Source organism: Marinoscillum sp. HNIBRBA16962 (assembly GCF_057801515.1).
On record NZ_CM173603.1, the window covers coordinates 1469711 to 1491351 of the forward strand.

The following is a 21641-nucleotide window of genomic DNA, read 5'->3' on the forward strand; positions in this document are numbered from 1 at the left end:
ACTGATGAAGCTCTGGCAAAAATCTACGGATGTCAATAAGAAAATTGAAGAATTCACGATCGGGAATGACCAGGAATTGGACCTTTTGCTGGCGCCTTTTGATGTTTTGGGATCACTGGCACATATAAGGATGCTCCAAAGTATCAATCTGCTTACTGAGGATGAGTTGAAAGTTCTTGAGGCAGAATTGAAGCTGCTCTACCAAAAAGCGGAAGCCGGAGAGCTTACCATAGAGCCGGGCATTGAAGATATACACTCCCAGGTGGAGCTACTCCTGACCCAAAAACTGGGGGATGTGGGTAAAAAGATCCATAGCGGACGGTCACGAAATGATCAGGTGCTGGTTGACCTGAAAATGTATTTTCGGTTTGAGATTGAGCAGATAGTGGGTTTGGTTGAGCAGCTTTCAAAGGTATTACTTGCGCAGAGTACAAAATACAAGGAGGTATTAATTCCGGGTTATACCCACATGCAGGTGGCTATGCCTTCTTCCATTGGTTTGTGGCTTGGGGCTTATGCCGAGAGTCTTTCAGATGACCTGATCGCTTTGAAGGGTGCTTATGACCTGGCCAATAAGAACCCATTAGGTTCGGCAGCCGGATATGGATCTTCTTTTCCACTGGACAGGGAAATGACGACAAGCCTCCTGGGCTTTGAGGAACCAAATTACAATGTGGTGTATGCACAGATGACCAGAGGTAAAACAGAAGTTGGGCTGGCAAATGCGATTGCTTCGGTGGCATCCACGCTGAGTAAGCTAGCTATGGATATCTGCATGTATGCTGGTCAGAATTTTGGATTTATTTCATTCCCTGATGAACTAACTACCGGATCGAGCATCATGCCTCACAAGAAGAACCCGGATGTCTTTGAGCTGATTCGCGGCAGATGTAATCAGCTGATGGCATTACCTAATGAGCTGAATTTGCTACTAAGCAATTTGCCAAGCGGCTATCACCGGGATTTGCAGCAATTAAAAGAACATCTGTTCCCCGGTATTCAGACCCTGAAGCAATGCCTGGATATTGCCAGTTTTTCACTGGAACAAATCAGAGTAAACGATACTGTCATCAGGGATGTGAAATATGATTATTTGTTCACCGTTGAGCTGGTCAATGAACTGGTCTTAAAAGGCGTCCCTTTTAGAGAAGCTTACAAGGAAGTGGGCAAACAAGTGGAAGAAGGTACCTATAAAGCTAACAGGGAGATTGACCATAAGCATTTGGGGAGTATAGGAAATTTAGCCAATGATCAAATAGCTGAAAAAATAAAAAGGGAACTTGATAAGTTTCCTTTCGGTCACGTACGTGATGCGTATCAGAAGTTGACTAAATGAGCTTAACTGAATGGTACTGATTCGAAATCAGGTTCCAACTTTCCGCCTTCCGCCTTTGTTGGGGTGTTGTCACCAACAAGTTTCCAGTTTCCAAGGGAACTAGCCAGGTTTCCTTTCGATTCGGAATCATCCAAAACAATAACCTTACTTATAAGTTGCAGATAATGAGAGCTTTATAAAGGATTGCTCTCCTTCTTGGGTGCAAGAATTGTACCCGTGTCGAAACCGACTTAAGTAGCCTTTCGACACTATGTTGGATTTAAACAAATTGAAAGTGATGAAGTATTTAATAAAAACTACTTTATTGACTTTGTTGCTGACATTTGTAGGAAGTCAACTGTCAGCACAGGAAGTATTTGTAGCAACAGATAAAAGCTTGAGAACCGACTTTAGCAAGCTAAAAACCTACACATGGGCCAGCTATGCTAAAAACGAAAACGATGCTGTTTATACACTAAATGATATGGTTTTGAAGAAGAAGATCAGAAAAGCCATAGAATATGAGTTAGCAGCAAGAGGATATAAAAAAGTAGAGTCTGACCCGGACTTTCTGGTAAATTTCAGAGTATTTGAGGAAGAGGGTGAATTTCCAGGGTATGTAGATGTCTATAAAGATGAGAACTACTGGACACCTGGCGAGTTAAGAAAAGATATGATTGGCATAGTACCGGAAGCTGAAATCAGAGAAAGAGATGACATACGGAATTATCGATTCAAAGATGGTACTTTGCTGATTGATTTTGTAGATATGGATACATACGCCAGAATCTGGACAGGATATGCCTCTGGCATTAAGGATGATTACGTTTTAGACCGTGAGCTTGATGGCGTTCGCAAAGTCGTTCAGAAGATCTTTGCGGAATATCAGTTTACAGCAGGTGAAGGCGCCTGAAACAATATTAAATACCTAATAGTAAAAAGTAAGGACAGCCCCGATAGGTTTTTATTTGAAGGGCTGTCCTTTTTTCGTGTTAGAAATTGATACTTAATAGATATCCGTCTAATTTGCGTAGTATGTCATTGACGGAACGCTCAACTGAAAACCCCAAACCTTTTCACATCTACCGGTCATCAGCCGGGTCCGGAAAAACATTCACATTAGCCCGTTCCTATCTCACATTGGCACTCAGCCGTCCCAATGCTTTTCGAAACATTCTTGGTGTCACCTTTACCAATAAGGCTACCGAAGAGATGAAAAGCAGGATAGTGGATATTCTGAAGGATCTGGCTGAAGGGAAGAACCACCCAATGCGAAAAGACCTTTGTGATTTGCTGGAGATCACCGAAGATGAATTGCAAAAAAGAGCTTCCGGAACCCTGTCAGATATTCTACACCAGTATGGTCGTTTTTCAGTAGTTACTATTGACAGTTTTTTTCACCAGGTAATACGCTCATTTGCTCGTGAGATGGGACTCCAGGGTACATTTACCATAGACCTGGACCTGGATAAGGTTTTGCAACTGGTGATCGATCAGATGCTCCTGGAAGTAGGGGAAGAGAAGCAAAAAGAGTTGAGAAGCTGGCTGACACAATTTGCCGAAAATAAGGTGGAAGAAGGCCAGTCCTGGGATTTTCGCAGAGACATCTCCGCACTGGGTAAAGAGATACTGAAAGATGATTTTAAAGCGTATGCTTCACAGGTCTTAAAGCTGAGTGAACAACCTGGTTTTTTTAACCAACTCCGAAAAGACCTGAACAAGGTAAAATACAGCTTTGAAAACCAGCTGACCAGGATGGCCAGGGAGGTGATTGGGAAGCTTGAAAATGAAGGTATAGACCCCACATCTTTTACCAGGGGGCTGAGTGGTCCCGTTGGCGTTTTTTATAAACTGCTCGGGACTGATTCCAGACGGTTTGAGGTGTCGGATTCACGTAAGGCGGCTGCTGGTGATAAATCCAAATGGCTGAAGAAAGCGGATCTGGGTGATGTTCGGCTAAATCAGGTTTTGGATGATTTTGTGCTGGATCAGTATCAGCAGGTGATCAGCTACATCGATAAAAATTTGATCAACTACTTATCGGCCCAGGAGGTGCTCAGGTATTTTTATGCCTTCGGGATCCTGGCCCAGATTAACAAGTATCTGCAGCAGTATCGGGATGACAATGATGTGATGCTCATCGCGGATCTTCCCGATTTCCTACATCAAATTATCCAGGATAGCGACACTCCTTACATTTACGAGAAGGTAGGGACTCTGTTTAATCATTATCTCATTGATGAGTTTCAGGATACCTCGGCGTTTCAATGGGACAACTTTAAGCCGTTGGTAAAAAATGCTACCGATGAAGGGAATTTCAGCATGGTAGTAGGGGATGTGAAGCAGTCGATTTACCGGTTTCGTGGAGGCGACTGGGACCTTTTACAAAGCAGGATCAAGGAGGATATTGGTGACTATCATGTTAAGGAACTCCAGCTGGATACAAACTGGCGAAGCTCCGGACAGCTGATCGATTTCAACAATGTTTTTTTTCAGAATCTCCAGGAGTTTTCTGTTGACTTTTTCAGGAATGCCATTACTGAGATCTCAGATGATCAGATTCGGGATCAGGTGGGTAGTCAGGTGGATCGTGTATTTGCCACATTCGATGATGTAGCTCAAAAAGCGCCTTCAGACCGGGTAGCGGCTCAGGGGATGGTTCAGGTTGAGTTCATTGATGATGAAGAAACTAGCGAAGAAGAAAACTGGAAGGATGAGGCCATCAACAGAACAATCAGGCTGGTCGAGGATTTACAGCGAGATGGTTTTGAGCTGAGAGATATAGCTGTTTTGACCCGCTATGCGAAAGAAGGGAAAAAGGTGGCGGATGCTTTTATTAAATATCGAAATTCCGGGCAAGCAGACGAGAACCTGAGGTATGAGGTGGTGAGTTCAGAAGCCTTGTTTTTGACTTCCAGTCACCTGGTGCGGTTTGTCGTTTCACTCATCAAATGGCTGAATGATGAGAAGAACACCATCGTACTCTCCGAGTGGCTCTATGAGTATTTGCACTATGTGAAAAAGAGTGAGAAAGAGGGTAGTCAGATCTTCTCTGCTACCCAGGACTGGAAACGGCTGGTACCGGGGGAGTTTGTCAGGCAAAAAGGGTACCTGAAAACACTCCCGCTCTATGAGCTGGTAGAAAGTATCATCAAGATTTTTGACCTGGATAAGGTTCGGGAGGAGTTTACTTATTTGCAGGGGTTTCAGGATGCGGTGTTGGATTACTCGAAAAACGAGCGGGGAGATATCCCGTCATTTCTTGACTGGTGGGAGGAAGTTCGAAAAGAGCGGGCGATCCAGATTGCAGACGAAAACAATGCCATTAAGATCCTGACTATCCATAAAGCCAAGGGGCTGGAATTTCCGGTTGTGATTTTGCCATTTCTCAGCTGGTCTCTGGATCATGAAGCATTGCAGGACAACATCTTATGGTGTGAAGGTGTAGACCATCCGCCTTTTAATCAACTTCCTGTCGTGCCTGTAAAGTACGGTCAAAAGCTGGCAAAAACGTATTGGGCGGAAGCCTATTACCATGAAAAGCTCAAGGCTTATCTGGATAATCTTAACCTGTTGTATGTGGCCTTTACCAGGCCGGTCGGGGCTCTTTATGCTATGGGTAAGTTACCAAAAACAAACAGTCGGCTCACGGGGATCAATGATCTGGTTTACCAATATCTTACTGACCAGGCGGAATGGGACGAGTCTCAACTGAGGTTTATAAAAGGGGACAGGTTGCGGCCCGAAAAACAAGAACAGGAAACTCTGGAGTTTGGTTTGGACCACTACCTCAGCAGTCCGTGGCGGGGAAAAGTAAGCCTTCAGATTAAAGGCTCAGCGGAGCTCAATGAAGCTGTATTTGTAGATGCAACACTTCGTGGCATTCAGCTGCATCAGCTCTTAAGCAGGGTGAAGTATAGAGACGATCTGGAGCAATTTTCACATTTGCCGGAGCGTGTGGAGCTGACGGCAGTGGTAGAACATCCCGAGCTGAAAAACTGGTTTGATACAAGTTGGCAGGTGGATACTGAAGTACCCATTTTGTTGCCGGGAGGAGATTTTAGGCGGATCGACAGGGTTAACAGGTCAGATAAAGAAACGGTAATCATTGATTTTAAGACCGGATCTCAGCGAGAGAAAGACAAGGGTCAGGTGAAGGAGTATATGAAAATAATGGCTGAGATGGGCTATCCGGGTGTGGTTGGTTATTTGGTGTATTTGAAGGAACTGGAAGTGGTGGAGGTAGCCACCTGAATGACATGGAAATATTATAGTAAGATTTCTCCTAGCGTCTACCGAAGGTATGCCTTTGACAGAAATGACATAATTTCTCTCCTTTGTCATCCCGACGGAGGAGGGATCTTACTCGAAAGAATGAAAACTGAGCAATCATAATCAACTAGGAATATTTTGCCGGATCCTGGCAAAACAGCTTAATGTCAAAACCACAAAGATTAAAATGAGTCAAACATTTATATCAGAGCTTGCAGAACGTATCCTTCACGAAAATGAAGGGAAACTGGACAAAGTGACGGTAGTTTTCCCTAACCGCAGGGCGGGCTTGTTTTTCCGCAAGGCTCTGGCTGAGCACATCGATAAGCCTATCTGGATGCCTCAGGTATACAGTATGGAAGACTTTGTGATGCAATTCTCCTCCTATAAAAAGATTGAGACGCTTGAGGCGGTGTTTGCTCTGTACGAAGTGTACAAGACCCATCAAAAGAAGGAAGAAACATTTGACCAGTTCTTTTTTTGGGGAGAGATGATCCTTCGCGATTTTGACGAGATTGATCAGTACCTGGTCAACCCGGAACATCTTTTTACCAGTATCAAAACGCAAAAGGAGCTGGATGAAGAATTCTATTTCCTGGATGAGGAAGATAAGAAAATAATCCAGACATTCTGGAGCAGTTTTTTACCAAAAACCACCAAATCCCAGGAGGCCTTCCTGGAGACCTGGAAGATCCTGCTGCCGGTTTATGAGGCTTTCCAGGATGCGTTGAAGAAAAAGGGGGAAGCGTATGGCGGTCTGATCTACCGGGATGTTTCCGGGCGTTTAGGAGAGGAACAAATAACCACTGACCGGGAGTTGTATTTTGCCGGATTTAATGCCCTGACTTTTGCGGAGGAGAAGATCATAAAGCACTTTGTACATGAATGCAATGCCAGTGTAGTTTGGGATGTGGATGATTACTATTTCAGCAATCGGAAACAGGAAGCGGGTTTTTTTCTTCGGGAGTACGCCCGGGATTCCGTTCTTGGAAAAACCTTTGCAAAGGAGCTTCCCTATCGCTTGAAAACTCCTAAAAAGATGGTTTCCACCGGAGTATCCCTGGAAGTTGGCCAGACCAAAACACTTGCCGAGGAGCTGGTAAGGCTCTCTAAAGAAAAGGATTTTCAGCCCGAACGAACAGTGGTGGTGCTTCCTCATGAGCATATGCTGTTCCCTACCTTGCATGCTATTCCCGATGAAATAGACAAGGTAAACATCACCATGGGGTATCCGCTCAAAGACACGCCTGTTTACAGTCTTTTGGAGAGCGCTCTCGTGCTGCAGAATATGCGCCGTGAAAGTGTTGTCAATGGGGTTGCATTTTATCATAAGCCACTTATTGAGTTGCTGGAGCATCCATTGCTGTTTGTGCTGGAAGAAAATAAGGTCAAAGAATTTATTGCTGAGATCAAAAAGCGTAACCTGATCTCTGTTTACCAGGAAGACCTGGAGTTTGAACATCCGCTATTCAATCTGATCTTTCAGAAGCCGGACCATGCACTCCTTTACCTTTCAGATATCCTGCGTCAGCTTTATGAGACCTGGAAAGACAAAGGTCATGACCTGGAGCTGGAGTTTATCAGCCGGTTTTACCAGCATGTAAATCAGCTTCAGGTCATGATGGGTGACCGGGCAGATGATCTCAGCTACGATTTTCTGATTAAACTTTTCAGGCGACTTGCCAGAAGCCTGAAAATTCCATTTACCGGTGAACCATTGAATGGGTTGCAGATCATGGGTATCCTGGAAACCCGAAACCTGGACTTTGATCATGTCTATATCCTGAACATGAATGAAGACAGCTGGCCGGCTACTCCCAAGAGAGGATCATTCATTCCTTACAACATACGGCGAGCCTTTGAACTGCCAACATTTGATCACAATGATGCGATCTATGCGTACCTGTTCTATCGCCTGCTTCAGCGAGCCAAAACCGTACATTTCTTCTACAATACTGTAGCCGAATTCAATGTCAATGGGGAACTGAGCCGGTTGGTTCAGCAGCTTGAAGTAGAATCAGACTATAAGATTGAAAAGCGTATTCTTGCAAACCCCATTAAGACAACCGCGCCGGACCCTATCACCATCCGAAAGACTCCCCTTATCCAAAAGAAAATGGAGCGGTTTCTCGAAGGATATGAGGGAAAAGATGCCTCACGATTTACACCTTCGGCTTTAAATACGTATCTGGATTGCCGGTTGCGGTTTTACTTCAAATACATCGAAAAGCTCTATGAGCCGGATGAGGTGCAGGAGGAGCTGGATCCTATGGTCTTTGGAAATATCCTGCACAATAGCATGGAACTCTTGTACAAACAATTCATTCAAAAGGAAAAGCGAACTACAATACACCCACAAGATATTTTCTGGATCAAAGCTGGCATAGATGGAGCGCTGAATAAAACGTTTATCAATCATTACGGGATTAAAAACACCAGGAAATTTAAGCTGGAGGGACGCTCGCTGATTGCGGCAGATGTACTGAAAAAATTCATGGAGAAGATCCTGGATTATGATCAGCAGTATGCACCCTTTCAGATCCTGGGGCTGGAGGCAGGTACCCGGGATGGATATAGCCTTGAGTATCCCATTGAGATTGATGGAAGCAAGAAAACGGTACGATTGAAAGGGGTGATTGACCGCCTGGATATGAAAGAAGGGAAAGTACGCGTGATTGATTATAAAACCGGCCGGGATGAGAAGAACTTCTCTACCATTGAGTCGCTGATCGATCGGGAGGAAAGTAAACGAAGAAAGGCCGTGTTCCAGGTTTTCTTCTACAGCTACCTCTTTTTAAAGGGTTATGATGGTGATTATGATGTGATCGAGCCCGGGTTGTTCAACAGTCGGGATCTGTTTGATGAGAATTTTAGCTGGTGGATCGATCAGAAGGAGGGAAGAAGCAGTACACCGGTAAGAGAATTCAGAAGATTTGTTGATGAGTATGAAAAAATACTTACTGACCTTTTAACAGAGATCTATGATCCGGGGACCTTCTTTGATCAGACAGATGATGAGAAAAAATGTAGTTACTGTTCGTATAAGGAGATCTGTCAGCGATGATAAATGGCTAAAACCTCCATCTGTTTTTTAGGACAAGAAGATTTTGAGGTTTAATTTTAGATTTCATGAGTGAATCACAACGGGATGCAATAAAAGAGGCTATTAAGTTTGATACTGACTTGATCCGATTACTGACGATTGCGATTATCGCAACAGCTGGAGGGGTATCTGCGTTAATTATTAAAGAACCTTCATCTCTTGTTATGAAGATTTTAGTGGGAGGTGGAGGATTAATTTTGGTTATCTTTGTAGCATTATTGATTAGTTTAGTTGTCAGGAACCTGAGAAAACTTAAAGAACTAAAGGATGTTTGAAATTGCAATAATAATATTAATGTTTATCGCACTAGCAGGGATGGGTATCGCAGGTATTATTCGTTTTTCAAGGAACGACTAGTCAATAGCTAATTCCAAAGCCTTCTACCTCGAGTTTCATTCTCAAATTTCCTTCCCCAACTTTGAGGGTTTTCTTAAAGAAGTCATACGAGGATGCATATAAGCATCGTATAAGATGAGTATCATTCCAAACATGATGGACATATCGGCTACATTGAAAACCCCGGTTTTGAAAAGCACAAAATCAATGTGCAGAAAATCTGTAACGGAACCGTATAATATCCGGTCATAAAGATTGCCTATCCCGCCTCCCAGCGCAAAACTGGCACCGAATACGGTATGCCTCGAAAGGTTCTTTTTGGATGTAATAAAAAACAAAGCCAACAAAAGAACAAATCCAGGAATAACAGTCAGAACCAGGAAACGAACTGGTTTTGGGAGCGTGCCCCCCAGACTTAAAAATGCTCCTTCGTTTTCAACCTTTGTCAGGAGGAGGTGATCGTTTAGAAAACCTATTTTTTCATTGTAGACAATATTTTCTCTAACTAGCTGTTTTGACACCTGATCACAGCTAATGTTGACAATTAAAACAATGAGAATAGGAAGAATTCGGGTAATTTTTGCTTTCATTTCCATTGTTTACGGATGCAGCTTAATTGAGTTGTTTTCGGAAAGTTCTAATTCCTAGCAGAGTCTCCGTCAGGGACTCTGCGAATAGAAAAAGCTTCAGACACAAAATACCTGAAAGGATGGGATTTACTCCAATCATCCCGATCACCTGCTACCCAGAAGATGTCAGGTTATATAATTAATAAGGAGTGGCAGAGTCCCTTTCAGGAGATTCTGCCGGGAAGAAGGCGTCAAAGTTTTTCTCTTCTGTGAATACCATTGTTGGACTTTAATTAGTTTAATTGTTTTCCTTAAAAAAATAAACCTCAAAACTTCCTTTGAATTTTGAGGCCTTTACAAGGGGTTTTGACCTTGTCGTTTTTTATGTATCATTTCGTTCTATCCTCCTGGTTATAAAAAAACCAGCGATCAGCCCTAATCCTCCAAAAGTGAATAACATGGATAGAACGGCCACTTCTTCATCCAGTTTGAAGATCTCGTGAAGTGAAAATCCGATCAATATCCCCAATCCAATGCCGACCAGTAATAGTGCAAGATTCAGTATAAATTTAGCAATGGAAAATTTGGTGCCCTTCCTTTCAAATAGTGAAGCATCAGCACCTTTTTGGATCAATGCGAGACGCTCTTTATTTCGGGTGGAAAGGAAAACATAAGAGATACCAAAAATGGTAGCAAACAAAGCAAGAAAAACGATTAATGGTTCCATAGATTATTTGTTAAAAATTGATTTTTGCCCTGATTGACTACCGGGTAAGAAGTTTGGTTACAGAAAAACCTAAATTTAATTGTAACCGGGAGATCCCAAGAGTAGTCTATAGAGCAAATGCCTAACCTGGATGATACTTATTTGATTGAAAAGATCTTAGGGGGAGATGATCTTGCCTTCTCAGATCTGGTAGATAAGTATCAGAAGCAGGTGTTCAATTTTGTATTATACACATTACGCAATAAGGAAGATGCTGATGAAGTTGTTCAGGATACGTTTGTTAAAGCTTACAGATCTCTTGGGCAATTTCGAAATGAAGCTAAGTTTTCTACCTGGCTGTTGCGTATCGCATATTTCACCTGCATGACAAAGCTGCGTAAGGTAAGGCCGATCACGGGGGATGTGGTGGAGAACCAAAAAGACCTTTATGCTGACAATGTGAGTCAGCTGACTGATTTAAGCGATATGAGACAGATTCTGGATAGTGCGCTTGATCAACTTTCTCAAGAGGAAAAGGCCATTGTGACCCTTTTTTACTACAATGAGCTATCAATCAAAGAGATCTGCGATATTTCAGAAAAGAAAGCCTCTCATGTCAAAGTGAGTTTACACAGAAGCAGAAAAAAGTTACTTGAGATTTTAAATAAAATGGGAGTAGCGGAATGGAATTAAAAGACGGAAATCAATATGAGGAGGAAGCATTAAAAGCTATGTTTCGACAATCAGCCTCCGAACCCTCTCCGGATCTTAATAACAAGATCATGAAGGAAATTATGGAAGCCAGGGAGGTGTTTGAATATAAGCCTGTGATTGGAAAGAGGGCATGGATCACTATGGCAAGCTGTTTTGTAATGCTGATAAGTTACCTGTTTTGGCTGGATACCGGTTCCAGCTTTCCTGCCATTTCTATGGATCAGTTTGATTTCAGCTTTTTAACGGATTGGACATTACCAACTCAAACGCTGGCTTCCTGGTTTGATTTGCAGCTTTTCGAAGTTCCATTCTCCTTTACCGCAGCGGTAGGGGTCTTTGTGGTATTTGGTCTTTACTTCATCATAGGCTTTCGGTTCCGGAGAGGTTATTTTAGTAAGTGACGGGGATAAATATGAGGTTCAGGGATTGAGAGAACGATAGAAAATCAGGCTATTTGAATCAAAAAATTCAAATAAATCGTTTCTTTTGTATGAAAGCATTATGCTATGCAAAAAATAACACTTACTATAAAAGATGATAAGAAAGTAGATTTCCTGCTTCAACTGTTAAGTCAATTTGAATTTATTGAAGTCCGGAAAAGCAAGCAAAAACAAAAGGATAAGTATGATTTTTTTGCTTCTGCAGGTCTTTTGAAAGGTAGGCAGATTGATTCAAAAAAACTCCGTAAAGAAGCATGGGAGAGAAGTCATTAGTCCTCTGTGATACAAATATTCTTATCGAGTTTTATAAAGAAAACCCACGAATTGTTAGTGAACTTAAATCCATTGGACAGGAGAACATTACCTTAATTCCCAGCAGAGTCTCCGTCAGGGACTCTGCGAATAGAAAAAGCTTCAGATACAAATACCTTAAAGGATGGGGTTTACTCCAATCATCCCGATCACCTGCTACCCAGAAAGTGTCAGGTTATATATTAATCAGGAGTGGCAGAGTCCCTTTCAGGAGACTCTGCCGGGAAGAAGGATTTTGGATTTATAAGTGGATTGACACTCTACAATACCTAAATAATCTCCTAAGACCTCCATCCATTTCGGTAAGTAAATAGCCAGATTCGGGAGGAAGTCTACCCGGGTGAGTCAATTGTACTTTATATTTAGGAATCCATCGCTCCATATTTGGGGTTATGATACGTGTAAGCGAAATACACAAATGGATGATGAAGCATAAACGCACTCTTTTGATCCTGGCGGGCAACCTGATTGCCATCCTCATTATACTCAATGAAGTAAAAGCACAGGATGCTCAGGGGTATATCTATGGACGGGTAACCACCAGTGATAATTTCTATGAAGGGAACATCCGCTGGGGAAAGGAGGAAACTTTTTGGACGGACCATTTCAATGCTTCTAAGGGAAAAGATGATCGTTTGCAAATTTACCGTCAAAAAGAAGAGAAAAAATCATCGGATTGGAGTGATTTCAACTGGGACCTCAAAAGCATATGGGAGGACAAGTCACATGTGGTTCATCAGTTCAGTTGCCAGTTTGGTGATATCAGATCCATCTATAACGACGGTCACTCACAGATTATCCTGGAGCTCAAAAATGGCCAAAAGAAGAAATTGGACGGTCAGGGTTATAATGATATAGGTACGGACATCATTGTCTATGACAAAGAGCTTGGAGATATATCCATTGACTGGGACCGTATGGAGAAAGTAGAGTTTTTTGCTGCGCCCAAAGGGTATAGAACCAAACTGGCTACACCTATTTATGGAACAGTGGAAACTTTCCGAAAAGGCACTTTTACCGGGCTGATACAGTGGGATCATGATGAGCGGTTGGGCAATGAAAAACTGGATGGTGATAATCGCGATGGTGATATCTCTATCCCATTTAGGGAGATCCAGTACATCGAAAAGGATGGAAACGGAAGCAAAGTGATCCTTTTTAGTGGTCGTACTTTTTATCTGACCAACTCTAACGATGTGAATGATGAAAACAGGGGGATTATAGTCGATATACCTGAGATAGGGAGAGTGGATATTCCCTGGAGATATTTCAGATCGGTTACCCTCACTCAAAACCCGGATAGCGGACCGGCATACGGTACTTACAAAGCGCCGCAAGGTTTGCAAGGGACCGTATACACAGTACGTGAAGAGAAACATGCAGGCAGGATACTTTATGATATTGACGAAGCCTGGGAGGTAGAAATGCTGGAAGGCAAGGATGATGGTGTGGAGTATGAAGTGCCATTTAAAAACATTAAGGCCATCATTCCCAAGAATTATAATTATTCCATGGTGGAACTGAGAAACGGAGAGCGCCTTTTGCTGGGAGACGGCCGGGATGTTTCTGACCAAAACGATGGTCTGCTTGTCTACAAGAGAGGCGCCAATGAGCCGGAATACATTCCATGGAAGGACATTGTTGAGATTACTTTTGATTGATCCGAATAGCATTTCGCCGAATAACCAGAATTAATGTTTAAAAAACCAACCAAAAGAGCTCTGATCATTTATGCACTGCTGATCGCTTCAGTGGTGTTTTTATTTTGGTATTACCAACCGGAGATTTTTCTGTATTATACGGTAGTTACCTTTCTGTTAGTTGTCATTTTCCTGTGGTGGGGAAATCGGCTTATAACCAGAAAGCTTGACCAGTGGTTTCCCTGGACACGGTTTGGTCTGAGAAGGTTTTTTACTCATTTAGTCATTGGCATAGTCTACTCCATAGGGTTGATCAATGTGGCTTATTTTCTTGTAAAATCCATTTTGACTGACTTTTTACCAACTACCGAGCAGATGATTGTGACCAATGTTTACGGAGCGATCGTCATTATCCCGATCTTTTCCATTTACTTCAGCCTTCATTTTCTCGAGCATTGGAAGAAGTCTGAGCTGGAAATGGAAAGGTTTCAGAAAGAAAGCATGAGCTCTCAATTGGCAACCCTGAAAAATCATCTGGATCCGCATTTTTTGTTTAACAACCTGAATATCCTCAGTGCGCTTATTGATAAAGATGCGGAGCAGTCGCAGGAATTTCTGGGGCGTTTTGCTCAGGTTTACCGGACCATGCTCCTGACCAAAGCCGAGGATCTGATTACGGTTCAGGAGGAGATGGATTTTATTGAGACATACATCTATCTGATCCGCACACGCTTTGAGGATCACATTCAGTTTGAGATCGACCTGGATGAGGAAGCAAACTACCTGATGCTTCCACCTCTCACTATTCAGATGCTTATCGAAAATGCAGTGAAACACAACAGTATAACCAAGAAGAAGCCCTTGATCATCAGGATCTTCAGGGAAGGCGATCGCCTGATTGTGGAAAATAACATCAATGAAAAGCCCGAAGATCTAAAGACAAAATCAGGGACAGGGCTGAAAAACATAAAAGCACGATACAGCTACTACTCGGATGAGCCGGTGGAGCTGGAGAAAAGGGACAGTACGTTTAGAGCCAGCTTACCATTAATTGAAATTGAAGTGTTATAGCCATGAAATGAGCATGATGCCGGGGCGCGTAGCCTCAACCTACGCGGTCCGACCCAATTATTGAGCAACACCGGGACGCGTAGTCCAATCGACATAACTGAAGTATGTACCAAATGTCAAATTTTGAGACTTTAAGCACATGAAAATTCTACTACTGGAAGACGAAACACTAGCCTCAGACCGGCTGACAAAACTGATCCATGATATTGATCCTGAGGTTGAGATCGTGGATGTGCTGAAGTCTGTGGAAGAAGGGAAGGAATGGTTTGAAGCCAATGAAGCGCCGGATCTGGTGATCAGCGACATCCGCTTGCTGGATGGTCTCAGCTTTGATCTGTTTAAGGAACTGGAGCTGGAAACTCCGGTGATTTTCACGACGGCCTATGATCAGTACGCCATCAAGGCTTTTGAGGTAAATAGTATCGATTACTTACTCAAACCGATCCAAAAGGAAAAGCTCCAGGAAAGCATCCGGAAATTTAAAGACCGGCGAGCTCAGAATAAGTTTCCCGCAGATTTTGAGAGCCTGTACAATCTGATCCAGAACCAGAAACGATCTTATAAGTCCCGGTTTTTGATCAAAGTAGGCCAGAAGATTGTGGCCGTGCCAGTGGAGAAAGTGGCCTATTTCTACAGCCAGAATAAACTGACTTACCTGGTATCCAAAGAGGGTAAAAAATTACCCATGGATCAAACTTTGGAGATATTGGAAGAGCAGCTGGATCCGGGGAAGTTTATTCGGGCGAACAGACAGTTTATCATCAGCTTTGAGGCTATCGCTGAGATCCATCCTTATTTTAAAGGCCGACTGAAGCTGGACCTGAACCCTTCATCAGACCTGGAGCTGGTCATCAGCGCTGATAAAACGCCTGAGTTTAAGAGCTGGCTGGATCAGTGAGATCTTTAGACTTAAGTAGAAAGACTAAAGATTTAAGACAGGATATGTTAATAGGCAGTAGGCAAATGGCAATAGGCAAGGTGGAGTATGAGCGAGGGGTACGGTCGGAGGCCTCGGTCATATTAGTCATTCGGCCTGGTCTGCTACACACAGCCGAGCGACTGGTGAGGGCTTTGGGGTAACCTAAACATGACGAATATGAGCCTCGCGAGGCAAATGGCTTGCAATAAGTACCAATTTTTGGTACCTTTGCGAAAAGTCTTTAGCTATGAGCAAGAACACATCAATATCTCTGGGAAACTATTTTGACAACTTTGTAAGGCACAGTGTTTCGGAAGGTAGATACAAGAATGCCAGTGAAGTTATTCGTGCGGGATTAAGACTTCTTGAAGAGGAAGAAAACAAGGCTATTACATTAAAAAAAGCCATTCAAGAAGGAATAGACAGTGGTATTGTGGATAATTTTAACCCAACAACTCATTTGGAACAGCTGAAATCTGCAAAGGCCAATGGCTAGATATCATCTGACCAATCTTGCTGTCAAGGATTTAGCTGACATTTGGAACTACACTTTTGATAAATGGTCTGAAGAACAAGCTGATTATTACTACGAACAACTCGTCAATGGCTTTAAGAAAATTGCTGATAACCCAAACTCTGGCAGAAATTACAATGGAATAACCAATGACCTATTTGGACTCAAGGTGAACCGACATATTATATTCTATCGAATAGTAACCTTGGATAAAGTAGAAATAACCAGAATTCTACATGAAAGAATGGATCTCAAAGGCGGGCTCGAATACCCACCACACGAGCGTAAATAAATATGAAGAATAAAACAAAAGCACTTGTGCTTATCCTAATAAGCTTAGTCTGCATGGTATTGAATTTCATTTTTGAGTTTGACGTCTCCAATGCTGGATTTTGGCTAAGGAACACTGCTTTTGTGTGTATAATCATTGCTAACATTGTAGTGATCCAGGAATGGAAAGGTGGCAAGGGTGATTGATCAATTTGGCCTATCTAAATACGATCTCCATTGAACTGGAAAAAACTCGATCAAAATATCAAGTCTTTTGCTTCTGAAAATCAGTTGAATATTGAAGTTGAAGAAGTGCCATACATTGGAGGAAAAGTCACTTACTATCAATTAGAAGAGGAAGGTGCTCTATTTTATGAGCTGAGACATTCCAAGCCAATTAACATGTATGGCAGTAAGTTTCGAGTTTTCTCAAAAGTTCCGGAAAGAGAATTATTGATAAAGACCAGGCAGTCACTTTTCGGCAAGAAGAAAGTGATCATTAAGGGGTTGGATAATGATGAAATCCAAAAACGGTTGGAGGACCTTCTTCAAAGTATTAACTCATTCAAATGGCGAACTCATTTTGGTTACTTGTCCTGGCCCGTTGAATTAAGAGATACCCATTTTCTAGCATTTGAATCTCCAATTATTAATCTCAATGAAGAGCAGCTTAACAACATAAGGGAGATGCATATTGTTTTAACTGAGTACCTTAAAAAGTAGACATCATTTCTCCACAGGTTGCCTACTGCCTACTTGACAATTGTCTTCAGCCTAGAAATTATTAACTTTTCTTTATAACCATTGAAAAAAGGAAAATATCCCTTATTAACTGGATTACTAACCTGGATGACGAGAAGGTAATCAGCAAAATAGAAGGTTTTCGAAGTGCCTCTTTAAATGAGCTGCCAAAAGAGATTGTTGATCTGCTATTACTTTTAGATGAAACCAAAGAAGAGGATTGTATAGATCACACTGATTCCAGAACCCTTCTTAAGAGATAGTGAAGCGAGTTATATGGACACCCATTGCCAGAGACTCTCTACAAGAGACAGTTGACTTTATTTTGGAGCTTTGGAATGAACAAGTCGTAGATGAGTTTCTTAATTCCGAATAGAGCAAATACAACGCAACCCGGAACTAGCTCCGACATTCAAAAAACAGTGAATTTCGTCAGCTGATATTCCATAAGTCTGTCTCCCTATTTTACCGAAACTATCCGGACTATCTGAAGCTATTACTCGTTTGGGATAACAGACAAGATCCATCTTCCTTGCTGAAGAAATTATACGGATCAAACAAACCGTAGTTTCAGTACACCTTCTGGCTCCATAACCACTAGTTAATACTCTATAAGCTTCAACTCACCCGAAAGGAAAGAAAAATTGGGTTTATGAAATACCAACTAGAGGCGACCCTCCTTCACCTCTTTTTTTAAGGATTAGTTGTATTTTCTTTCTTTTCAGGGATAAGATCCCTTTTGTGTTTTTGCATACTGCCCATTGCCCATTGCCCATTGCCTATTCTGCCTCTGCCACTTGCCTACTGCTCCTTAACAACCTTGCCTATTACCATTTTGCTTATTGCCTATTCAGCCTATTGCCTACTATTTTTTAAGCCTCCCCATATCCCGATTCGGTTTTAGCACAGCCCGACTCGTCGGGAATCTATTTTAAAAGGTGCGCTTTCCTTTCATATTCGTAATGTCATCAATCGCTAATGATTGAACCTAAAGAATCAAAAACAAAAACTACTACTCATCATGAATGGACGAATTACATTTTACTTCTTTTTAGCTGGCTTGCTGTTGTTTGGGTTTCAGCAGACCTGCGCTCAGGACACGGGTTTCATTTATGGTCAGGTGACCACTATCGATGGAGATAAGTATGTCGGGGCGCTTCGCTGGGGCAAGGAAGAAGTCTTCTGGACGGATATGTTCAATGCTGCCAAAGAAGAAAATACCAACCTGGACTACCTCTCAAGAGATGAGCGTGAAGCGCTGGAAGATCGAAGAAGAGATGGCTGGAGCGGTAATAACCTGATCCGCATTGCCTGGGATGGCGAGTGGGGAGATGACTATGATTTTACTCATCAGTTTGTTTGCCAGTTTGGAGAGATCAGGAAGATTGTGCCATACCGACGAGAGGGTGCTGATGTTTTCCTGCAAAACGGATTGCACTACGAAGTAGATGGGGAAGGGTACAATGATATTGGCACCAAAGTGCGGGTAAATGACCCTGAGCTGGGGACGATCGAATTGTCATGGGGTAAAATAGAAGAAATAGAGTTTATGCCAACTCCCAATAGCCTGGAGGATAAGTTTGGTGAGCCACTCTACGGTACGGTAGAATCTGGTGCGGGTACATTTACCGGGTTTGTGCAGTGGGATCATGATGAGCGGGTAGGTACGGATGTGCTGGATGGTGATACCGAGGATGGAGATATTTCCATCGAGTTTGAAAATATTGAGTCCATCGAGCGGTATGGCAGCAGCAGAAGTATCGTAGTGCTAAAGTCTGGCAGGGAGCTGACCCTGAGAGGAAGCAATGATGTAAATGATGAAAATCGCGGCATTATTGTGACTGTAGAGGGACTTGGTCGAGTGGATATCCCGTGGGACGAATTTGACAAAGTGACTTTCTCCAAAGCTCCACATTCCGGTCCTGCTTACAAAGACTTTAGTGACCAGGTGAAGCTTGAAGGAAAAGTGACTGCAAACGGAGGTGCAGACTTTACCGGAGAGATTGTTTTTGACCTGGACGAGACCTACAATTTTGAGGTACTGCAGGGGATGTCAGATGATGTGGAGTTTTTGATCCCATTCAGAAACATCAAAGAGATAACGCCTAAAAATTATGATTACAGCTCTGTAACGCTAAAGAACGGAGACAGCTTTTTGCTGGGAGAAGCTCAGGATGTGAGTGACAAAAACCAGGGCGTGGTGATCATCCAGGGCTCAAAGACCAAATACATTGAATATGCGGGTATCGAAATGATTTCGTTTCGATGATTACTATTCCGGGCAGGCTCGCCTGTCCGGGATCACCCCTTCGGGTGAATATAATGAAGAATCTTCTTTATTTATACTGGTTAATATGAAATAAGCGACGCCTTCAGGGCGTCGTTTATTTTTTGGATATAAAAAAAGCCAACCCTCAGGATTGGCTCGCCAGTACATTTTGTTCGGTATTTAGACGGCAAAGCTTTCTCCACAGCCACAGGTTCTGGAGGCATTGGGGTTGATGAACTGAAAACCTTTACCGTTCAATCCATCTGAGAAATCGAGCGTTGTTCCCAGTAGATAGAGCATGCTTTTCTTATCTACTATCACTTTTACCCCCTTATCTTCAAACACTTCATCGCTGTCTGTCAGCTTATCATCAAAAAGCAGATCGTACATCAGGCCGGAGCAGCCACCCCCTTTTACCGCCACACGTACATTGTGTTTTGGAGAGTGACCCTCTTCAACTCTCAGTTCTGCTATTCGTTCTTTTGCTTTATCTGTTACGTTGATCATATCAGGCTATTGGATTTAATACAACACTAAAAACGGTGATGTTGTTCATATCACGACCATAGTATAATTTATCCATGGCATCATAAATATTCTTTGCACGGAAGTAAGAGGTTTGCAGCTCATTCATTCCCCTGGTAGTCCACTGGATGGTATATGAGCTCTCTTTTTCCTTATGCGTTTTTACATAGTCCAGCATTTTGTTTAGAGCATCGGTCTTATCAAAACCGGTGACGGACTTAAACAAAAAAGACTGGTTATGTCTTGGGTTTATGGTAATGAGGTCCAGCTTTACTTTCCCATCATTGTTGGTATATTCAAAAACCAGATCAGCGCTTCTTAGACCAAGAAAGTTCTGGATCTCGGTCTGTATTCTAGCTGCTTCTACATGGACGTCAGTCCGGTATTCCATAAACGCGCATTTACTTAAAAATACAACATGTTGAGAAACCCTTCAAATCCAGAAAAAGTTTCTTCATTTTTGCGAAATTAATACATTATTAAGACATCATGGTCAGGATAGAGCATATCGGTATCGCAGTAAAGGACCTTGGTCAGGCCAATGACCTTTTCAAAAAACTCTTCGGAGTGTCTGCATATAAAGAGGAGAACGTAGAGTCTGAACAGGTAACCACCTCTTTTTTTAAAGTGGGGCCAAACAAAATAGAACTGCTGGAGTCTGGTACTGAAGATAGCGCCATTTCAAAATATATTAACAAAAAAGGTGAGGGCATCCATCACATAGCCTTTGAGGTGGATGATATCCACGGGGAAATGGAGCGGCTCAAAAACGAGGGATTCCAACTGATAAATGAACATCCAAAGAAAGGTGCGGATAACAAATTGATATGTTTCCTGCATCCCAAAAGTACAAACGGCGTGTTAGTAGAGCTGTGTCAGGAAATAAAATAACATGAGCGAAGAAAAACGAACAGAAATAGGGGATCTGGGTGAGTTTGGACTGATTGACCAGCTTGCTAAAGGGGTAAAGATCCATCATAAAAATACGATTAAAGGAATAGGTGACGATGCGGCTGTGGTAGATGCAGGAGATCATTATCTGCTTACTACTACGGACATGTTGATCGAGGGTGTCCATTTTGATCTGGCCTATATGCCTCTTCAGCATCTTGGGTTTAAAGCTGTAGCGGTCAATGTATCAGACATTGCAGCAATGAATGGCACGCCTGAGCACATCACCGTCAGTCTCGGCCTGAGCAATCGCTTTTCGGTAGAAGCAGTGGAGCTTATCTACGAAGGAATCAAAGCTGCTTGTGAGGCTTACAATGTAGATCTGGTAGGAGGAGATACCACAGCTTCCCGTTCCGGATTGGTCATATCCGTAACTGCCCTGGGTACAGTAGAAAAGGAAAAGGTAGTTTATCGTAGTGGAGCCGGCGACAAAGAAATATTATGTGTGACTGGTGACCTGGGAGCGGCTTATGTTGGTCTGCAGGTGCTGGAAAGGGAGAAACAGGAATTTCTCGGAAACCCTGACATGCAACCAAAACTGGATAAATACCCGTATGTGGTGGGTCGACAGCTACGACCAAATGCGCGAATGGACATTATTCACGAGTTTAAAGACCTTGGTATAGTACCTACTTCCATGATCGATGTTTCTGACGGACTGGCTTCAGACCTTTTTCATCTTTGTAAAGCGTCAGGTTTGGGAGCAGCCATATATGAGGATAAGCTTCCTATTGATAAAGAAGCTTATGAAACGGCAGCTGAGTTTAGCTTTGACCCGAATACATGTGCGCTGAATGGCGGAGAGGATTACGAGCTTTTATTCACCATTACCCAGGATGATTTTGAGAAGATCAAAAACCATGATGCTGTTCATACAATTGGCTACATGCAGGAAGCCGGAAAGGGCAAAGCAATGGTAACCCGGAATGGGAATGTGGTGGAGCTAAGGGCGCAGGGCTGGAAGCATTTTTAAT

The 21641-nt window shown here is 42.6% G+C and carries 21 protein-coding genes; 17 read left to right on the forward strand and 4 right to left on the reverse strand.

Annotation, left to right across the window (positions count from 1 at the left end):
• Positions 1–4 precede the first annotated feature (4 nt).
• The 5 genes from argH (at position 5) to AC3E9V_RS06250 (ending at position 8965) form a co-directional block, all read left to right on the forward strand.
• Positions 5–1336, forward strand: a complete 1332-nt coding sequence (gene argH / locus AC3E9V_RS06230; RefSeq protein WP_488752330.1) for an argininosuccinate lyase — start codon at positions 5–7, stop codon at positions 1334–1336.
• A gap of 277 nt (positions 1337–1613) precedes the next feature.
• Positions 1614–2228 (forward strand): DUF4136 domain-containing protein, encoded by a 615-nt coding sequence (locus AC3E9V_RS06235; RefSeq protein WP_488752331.1) that lies wholly within the window; start codon positions 1614–1616, stop codon positions 2226–2228.
• 122 nt (positions 2229–2350) lie between these two features.
• On the forward strand, positions 2351–5569 hold the full coding sequence (locus tag AC3E9V_RS06240) for a UvrD-helicase domain-containing protein (RefSeq protein ID WP_488752332.1): 3219 nt from the start codon (positions 2351–2353) through the stop codon (positions 5567–5569).
• Positions 5570–5774: 205 nt separating this feature from the next.
• Positions 5775–8651, forward strand: coding sequence for a PD-(D/E)XK nuclease family protein (locus tag AC3E9V_RS06245; protein WP_488752333.1), 2877 nt, complete (start codon positions 5775–5777; stop codon positions 8649–8651).
• 65 nt (positions 8652–8716) lie between these two features.
• The gene (locus AC3E9V_RS06250) at positions 8717–8965 is read left to right on the forward strand and encodes a hypothetical protein (protein WP_488752334.1); all 249 of its coding nucleotides are present in this window, start codon (positions 8717–8719) and stop codon (positions 8963–8965) included.
• 123 nt (positions 8966–9088) lie between these two features.
• Here AC3E9V_RS06250 and lspA read toward each other — a convergent pair whose 3' ends face one another.
• Together lspA and AC3E9V_RS06260 are read right to left on the reverse strand one after the other, a co-directional pair.
• Positions 9089–9616, reverse strand: a complete 528-nt coding sequence (gene lspA / locus AC3E9V_RS06255; RefSeq protein ID WP_488752335.1) for a signal peptidase II — start codon at positions 9614–9616, stop codon at positions 9089–9091.
• Between the two features lie 361 nt (positions 9617–9977).
• A complete protein-coding gene (locus AC3E9V_RS06260) occupies positions 9978–10322 on the reverse strand; it encodes a DUF6249 domain-containing protein (RefSeq protein WP_488752336.1) in 345 nt (114 codons plus the stop codon).
• 117 nt (positions 10323–10439) lie between these two features.
• Here AC3E9V_RS06260 and AC3E9V_RS06265 point away from each other — a divergent pair, with 117 nt between their 5' ends.
• The 10 genes from AC3E9V_RS06265 (at position 10440) to AC3E9V_RS06310 (ending at position 19191) form a co-directional block, all read left to right on the forward strand.
• On the forward strand, positions 10440–10994 hold the full coding sequence (locus AC3E9V_RS06265; RefSeq protein WP_488752337.1) for an RNA polymerase sigma factor: 555 nt from the start codon (positions 10440–10442) through the stop codon (positions 10992–10994).
• A complete protein-coding gene (locus tag AC3E9V_RS06270; protein ID WP_488752338.1) occupies positions 10985–11416 on the forward strand; it encodes a hypothetical protein in 432 nt (143 codons plus the stop codon). Before AC3E9V_RS06265 ends, AC3E9V_RS06270 begins: the two co-directional genes overlap by 10 nt.
• Before the next feature lie 105 nt (positions 11417–11521).
• Positions 11522–11728, forward strand: coding sequence for a hypothetical protein (locus tag AC3E9V_RS06275; RefSeq protein ID WP_488752339.1), 207 nt, complete (start codon positions 11522–11524; stop codon positions 11726–11728).
• Positions 11729–12189: 461 nt separating this feature from the next.
• Positions 12190–13428, forward strand: coding sequence for a hypothetical protein (locus AC3E9V_RS06280; protein WP_488752340.1), 1239 nt, complete (start codon positions 12190–12192; stop codon positions 13426–13428).
• A gap of 33 nt (positions 13429–13461) precedes the next feature.
• Positions 13462–14478 (forward strand): sensor histidine kinase, encoded by a 1017-nt coding sequence (locus AC3E9V_RS06285; RefSeq protein WP_488752341.1) that lies wholly within the window; start codon positions 13462–13464, stop codon positions 14476–14478.
• Between the two features lie 139 nt (positions 14479–14617).
• The gene (locus AC3E9V_RS06290) at positions 14618–15376 is read left to right on the forward strand and encodes a LytR/AlgR family response regulator transcription factor (protein ID WP_488752342.1); all 759 of its coding nucleotides are present in this window, start codon (positions 14618–14620) and stop codon (positions 15374–15376) included.
• A gap of 268 nt (positions 15377–15644) precedes the next feature.
• Positions 15645–15893 carry a type II toxin-antitoxin system ParD family antitoxin gene (locus AC3E9V_RS06295; protein ID WP_488752343.1) on the forward strand — a complete coding sequence of 83 codons (249 nt, stop codon included), beginning with the start codon at positions 15645–15647 and terminating at the stop codon, positions 15891–15893.
• Positions 15886–16203 carry a type II toxin-antitoxin system RelE/ParE family toxin gene (locus AC3E9V_RS06300; protein ID WP_488752344.1) on the forward strand — a complete coding sequence of 106 codons (318 nt, stop codon included), beginning with the start codon at positions 15886–15888 and terminating at the stop codon, positions 16201–16203. The genes AC3E9V_RS06295 and AC3E9V_RS06300 overlap by 8 nt, the downstream gene beginning before the upstream one ends.
• Before the next feature lie 215 nt (positions 16204–16418).
• The gene (locus tag AC3E9V_RS06305) at positions 16419–16904 is read left to right on the forward strand and encodes a hypothetical protein (protein ID WP_488752345.1); all 486 of its coding nucleotides are present in this window, start codon (positions 16419–16421) and stop codon (positions 16902–16904) included.
• A 1039-nt stretch (positions 16905–17943) separates the two neighbouring features.
• Positions 17944–19191 (forward strand): hypothetical protein, encoded by a 1248-nt coding sequence (locus tag AC3E9V_RS06310; RefSeq protein ID WP_488752346.1) that lies wholly within the window; start codon positions 17944–17946, stop codon positions 19189–19191.
• A 180-nt stretch (positions 19192–19371) separates the two neighbouring features.
• Here AC3E9V_RS06310 and AC3E9V_RS06315 read toward each other — a convergent pair whose 3' ends face one another.
• Positions 19372–19698 carry a HesB/IscA family protein gene (locus AC3E9V_RS06315; RefSeq protein ID WP_488752347.1) on the reverse strand — a complete coding sequence of 109 codons (327 nt, stop codon included), beginning with the start codon at positions 19696–19698 and terminating at the stop codon, positions 19372–19374.
• Between the two features lies 1 nt (position 19699).
• On the reverse strand, positions 19700–20107 hold the full coding sequence (locus AC3E9V_RS06320) for a hypothetical protein (protein ID WP_488752348.1): 408 nt from the start codon (positions 20105–20107) through the stop codon (positions 19700–19702).
• A 98-nt stretch (positions 20108–20205) separates the two neighbouring features.
• Here AC3E9V_RS06320 and mce point away from each other — a divergent pair, with 98 nt between their 5' ends.
• Positions 20206–20607, forward strand: a complete 402-nt coding sequence (mce, locus tag AC3E9V_RS06325) for a methylmalonyl-CoA epimerase (RefSeq protein ID WP_488752349.1) — start codon at positions 20206–20208, stop codon at positions 20605–20607.
• A 1-nt stretch (position 20608) separates the two neighbouring features.
• Positions 20609–21640, forward strand: coding sequence for a thiamine-phosphate kinase (thiL, locus tag AC3E9V_RS06330; protein ID WP_488752350.1), 1032 nt, complete (start codon positions 20609–20611; stop codon positions 21638–21640).
• Position 21641 lies beyond the last annotated feature (1 nt).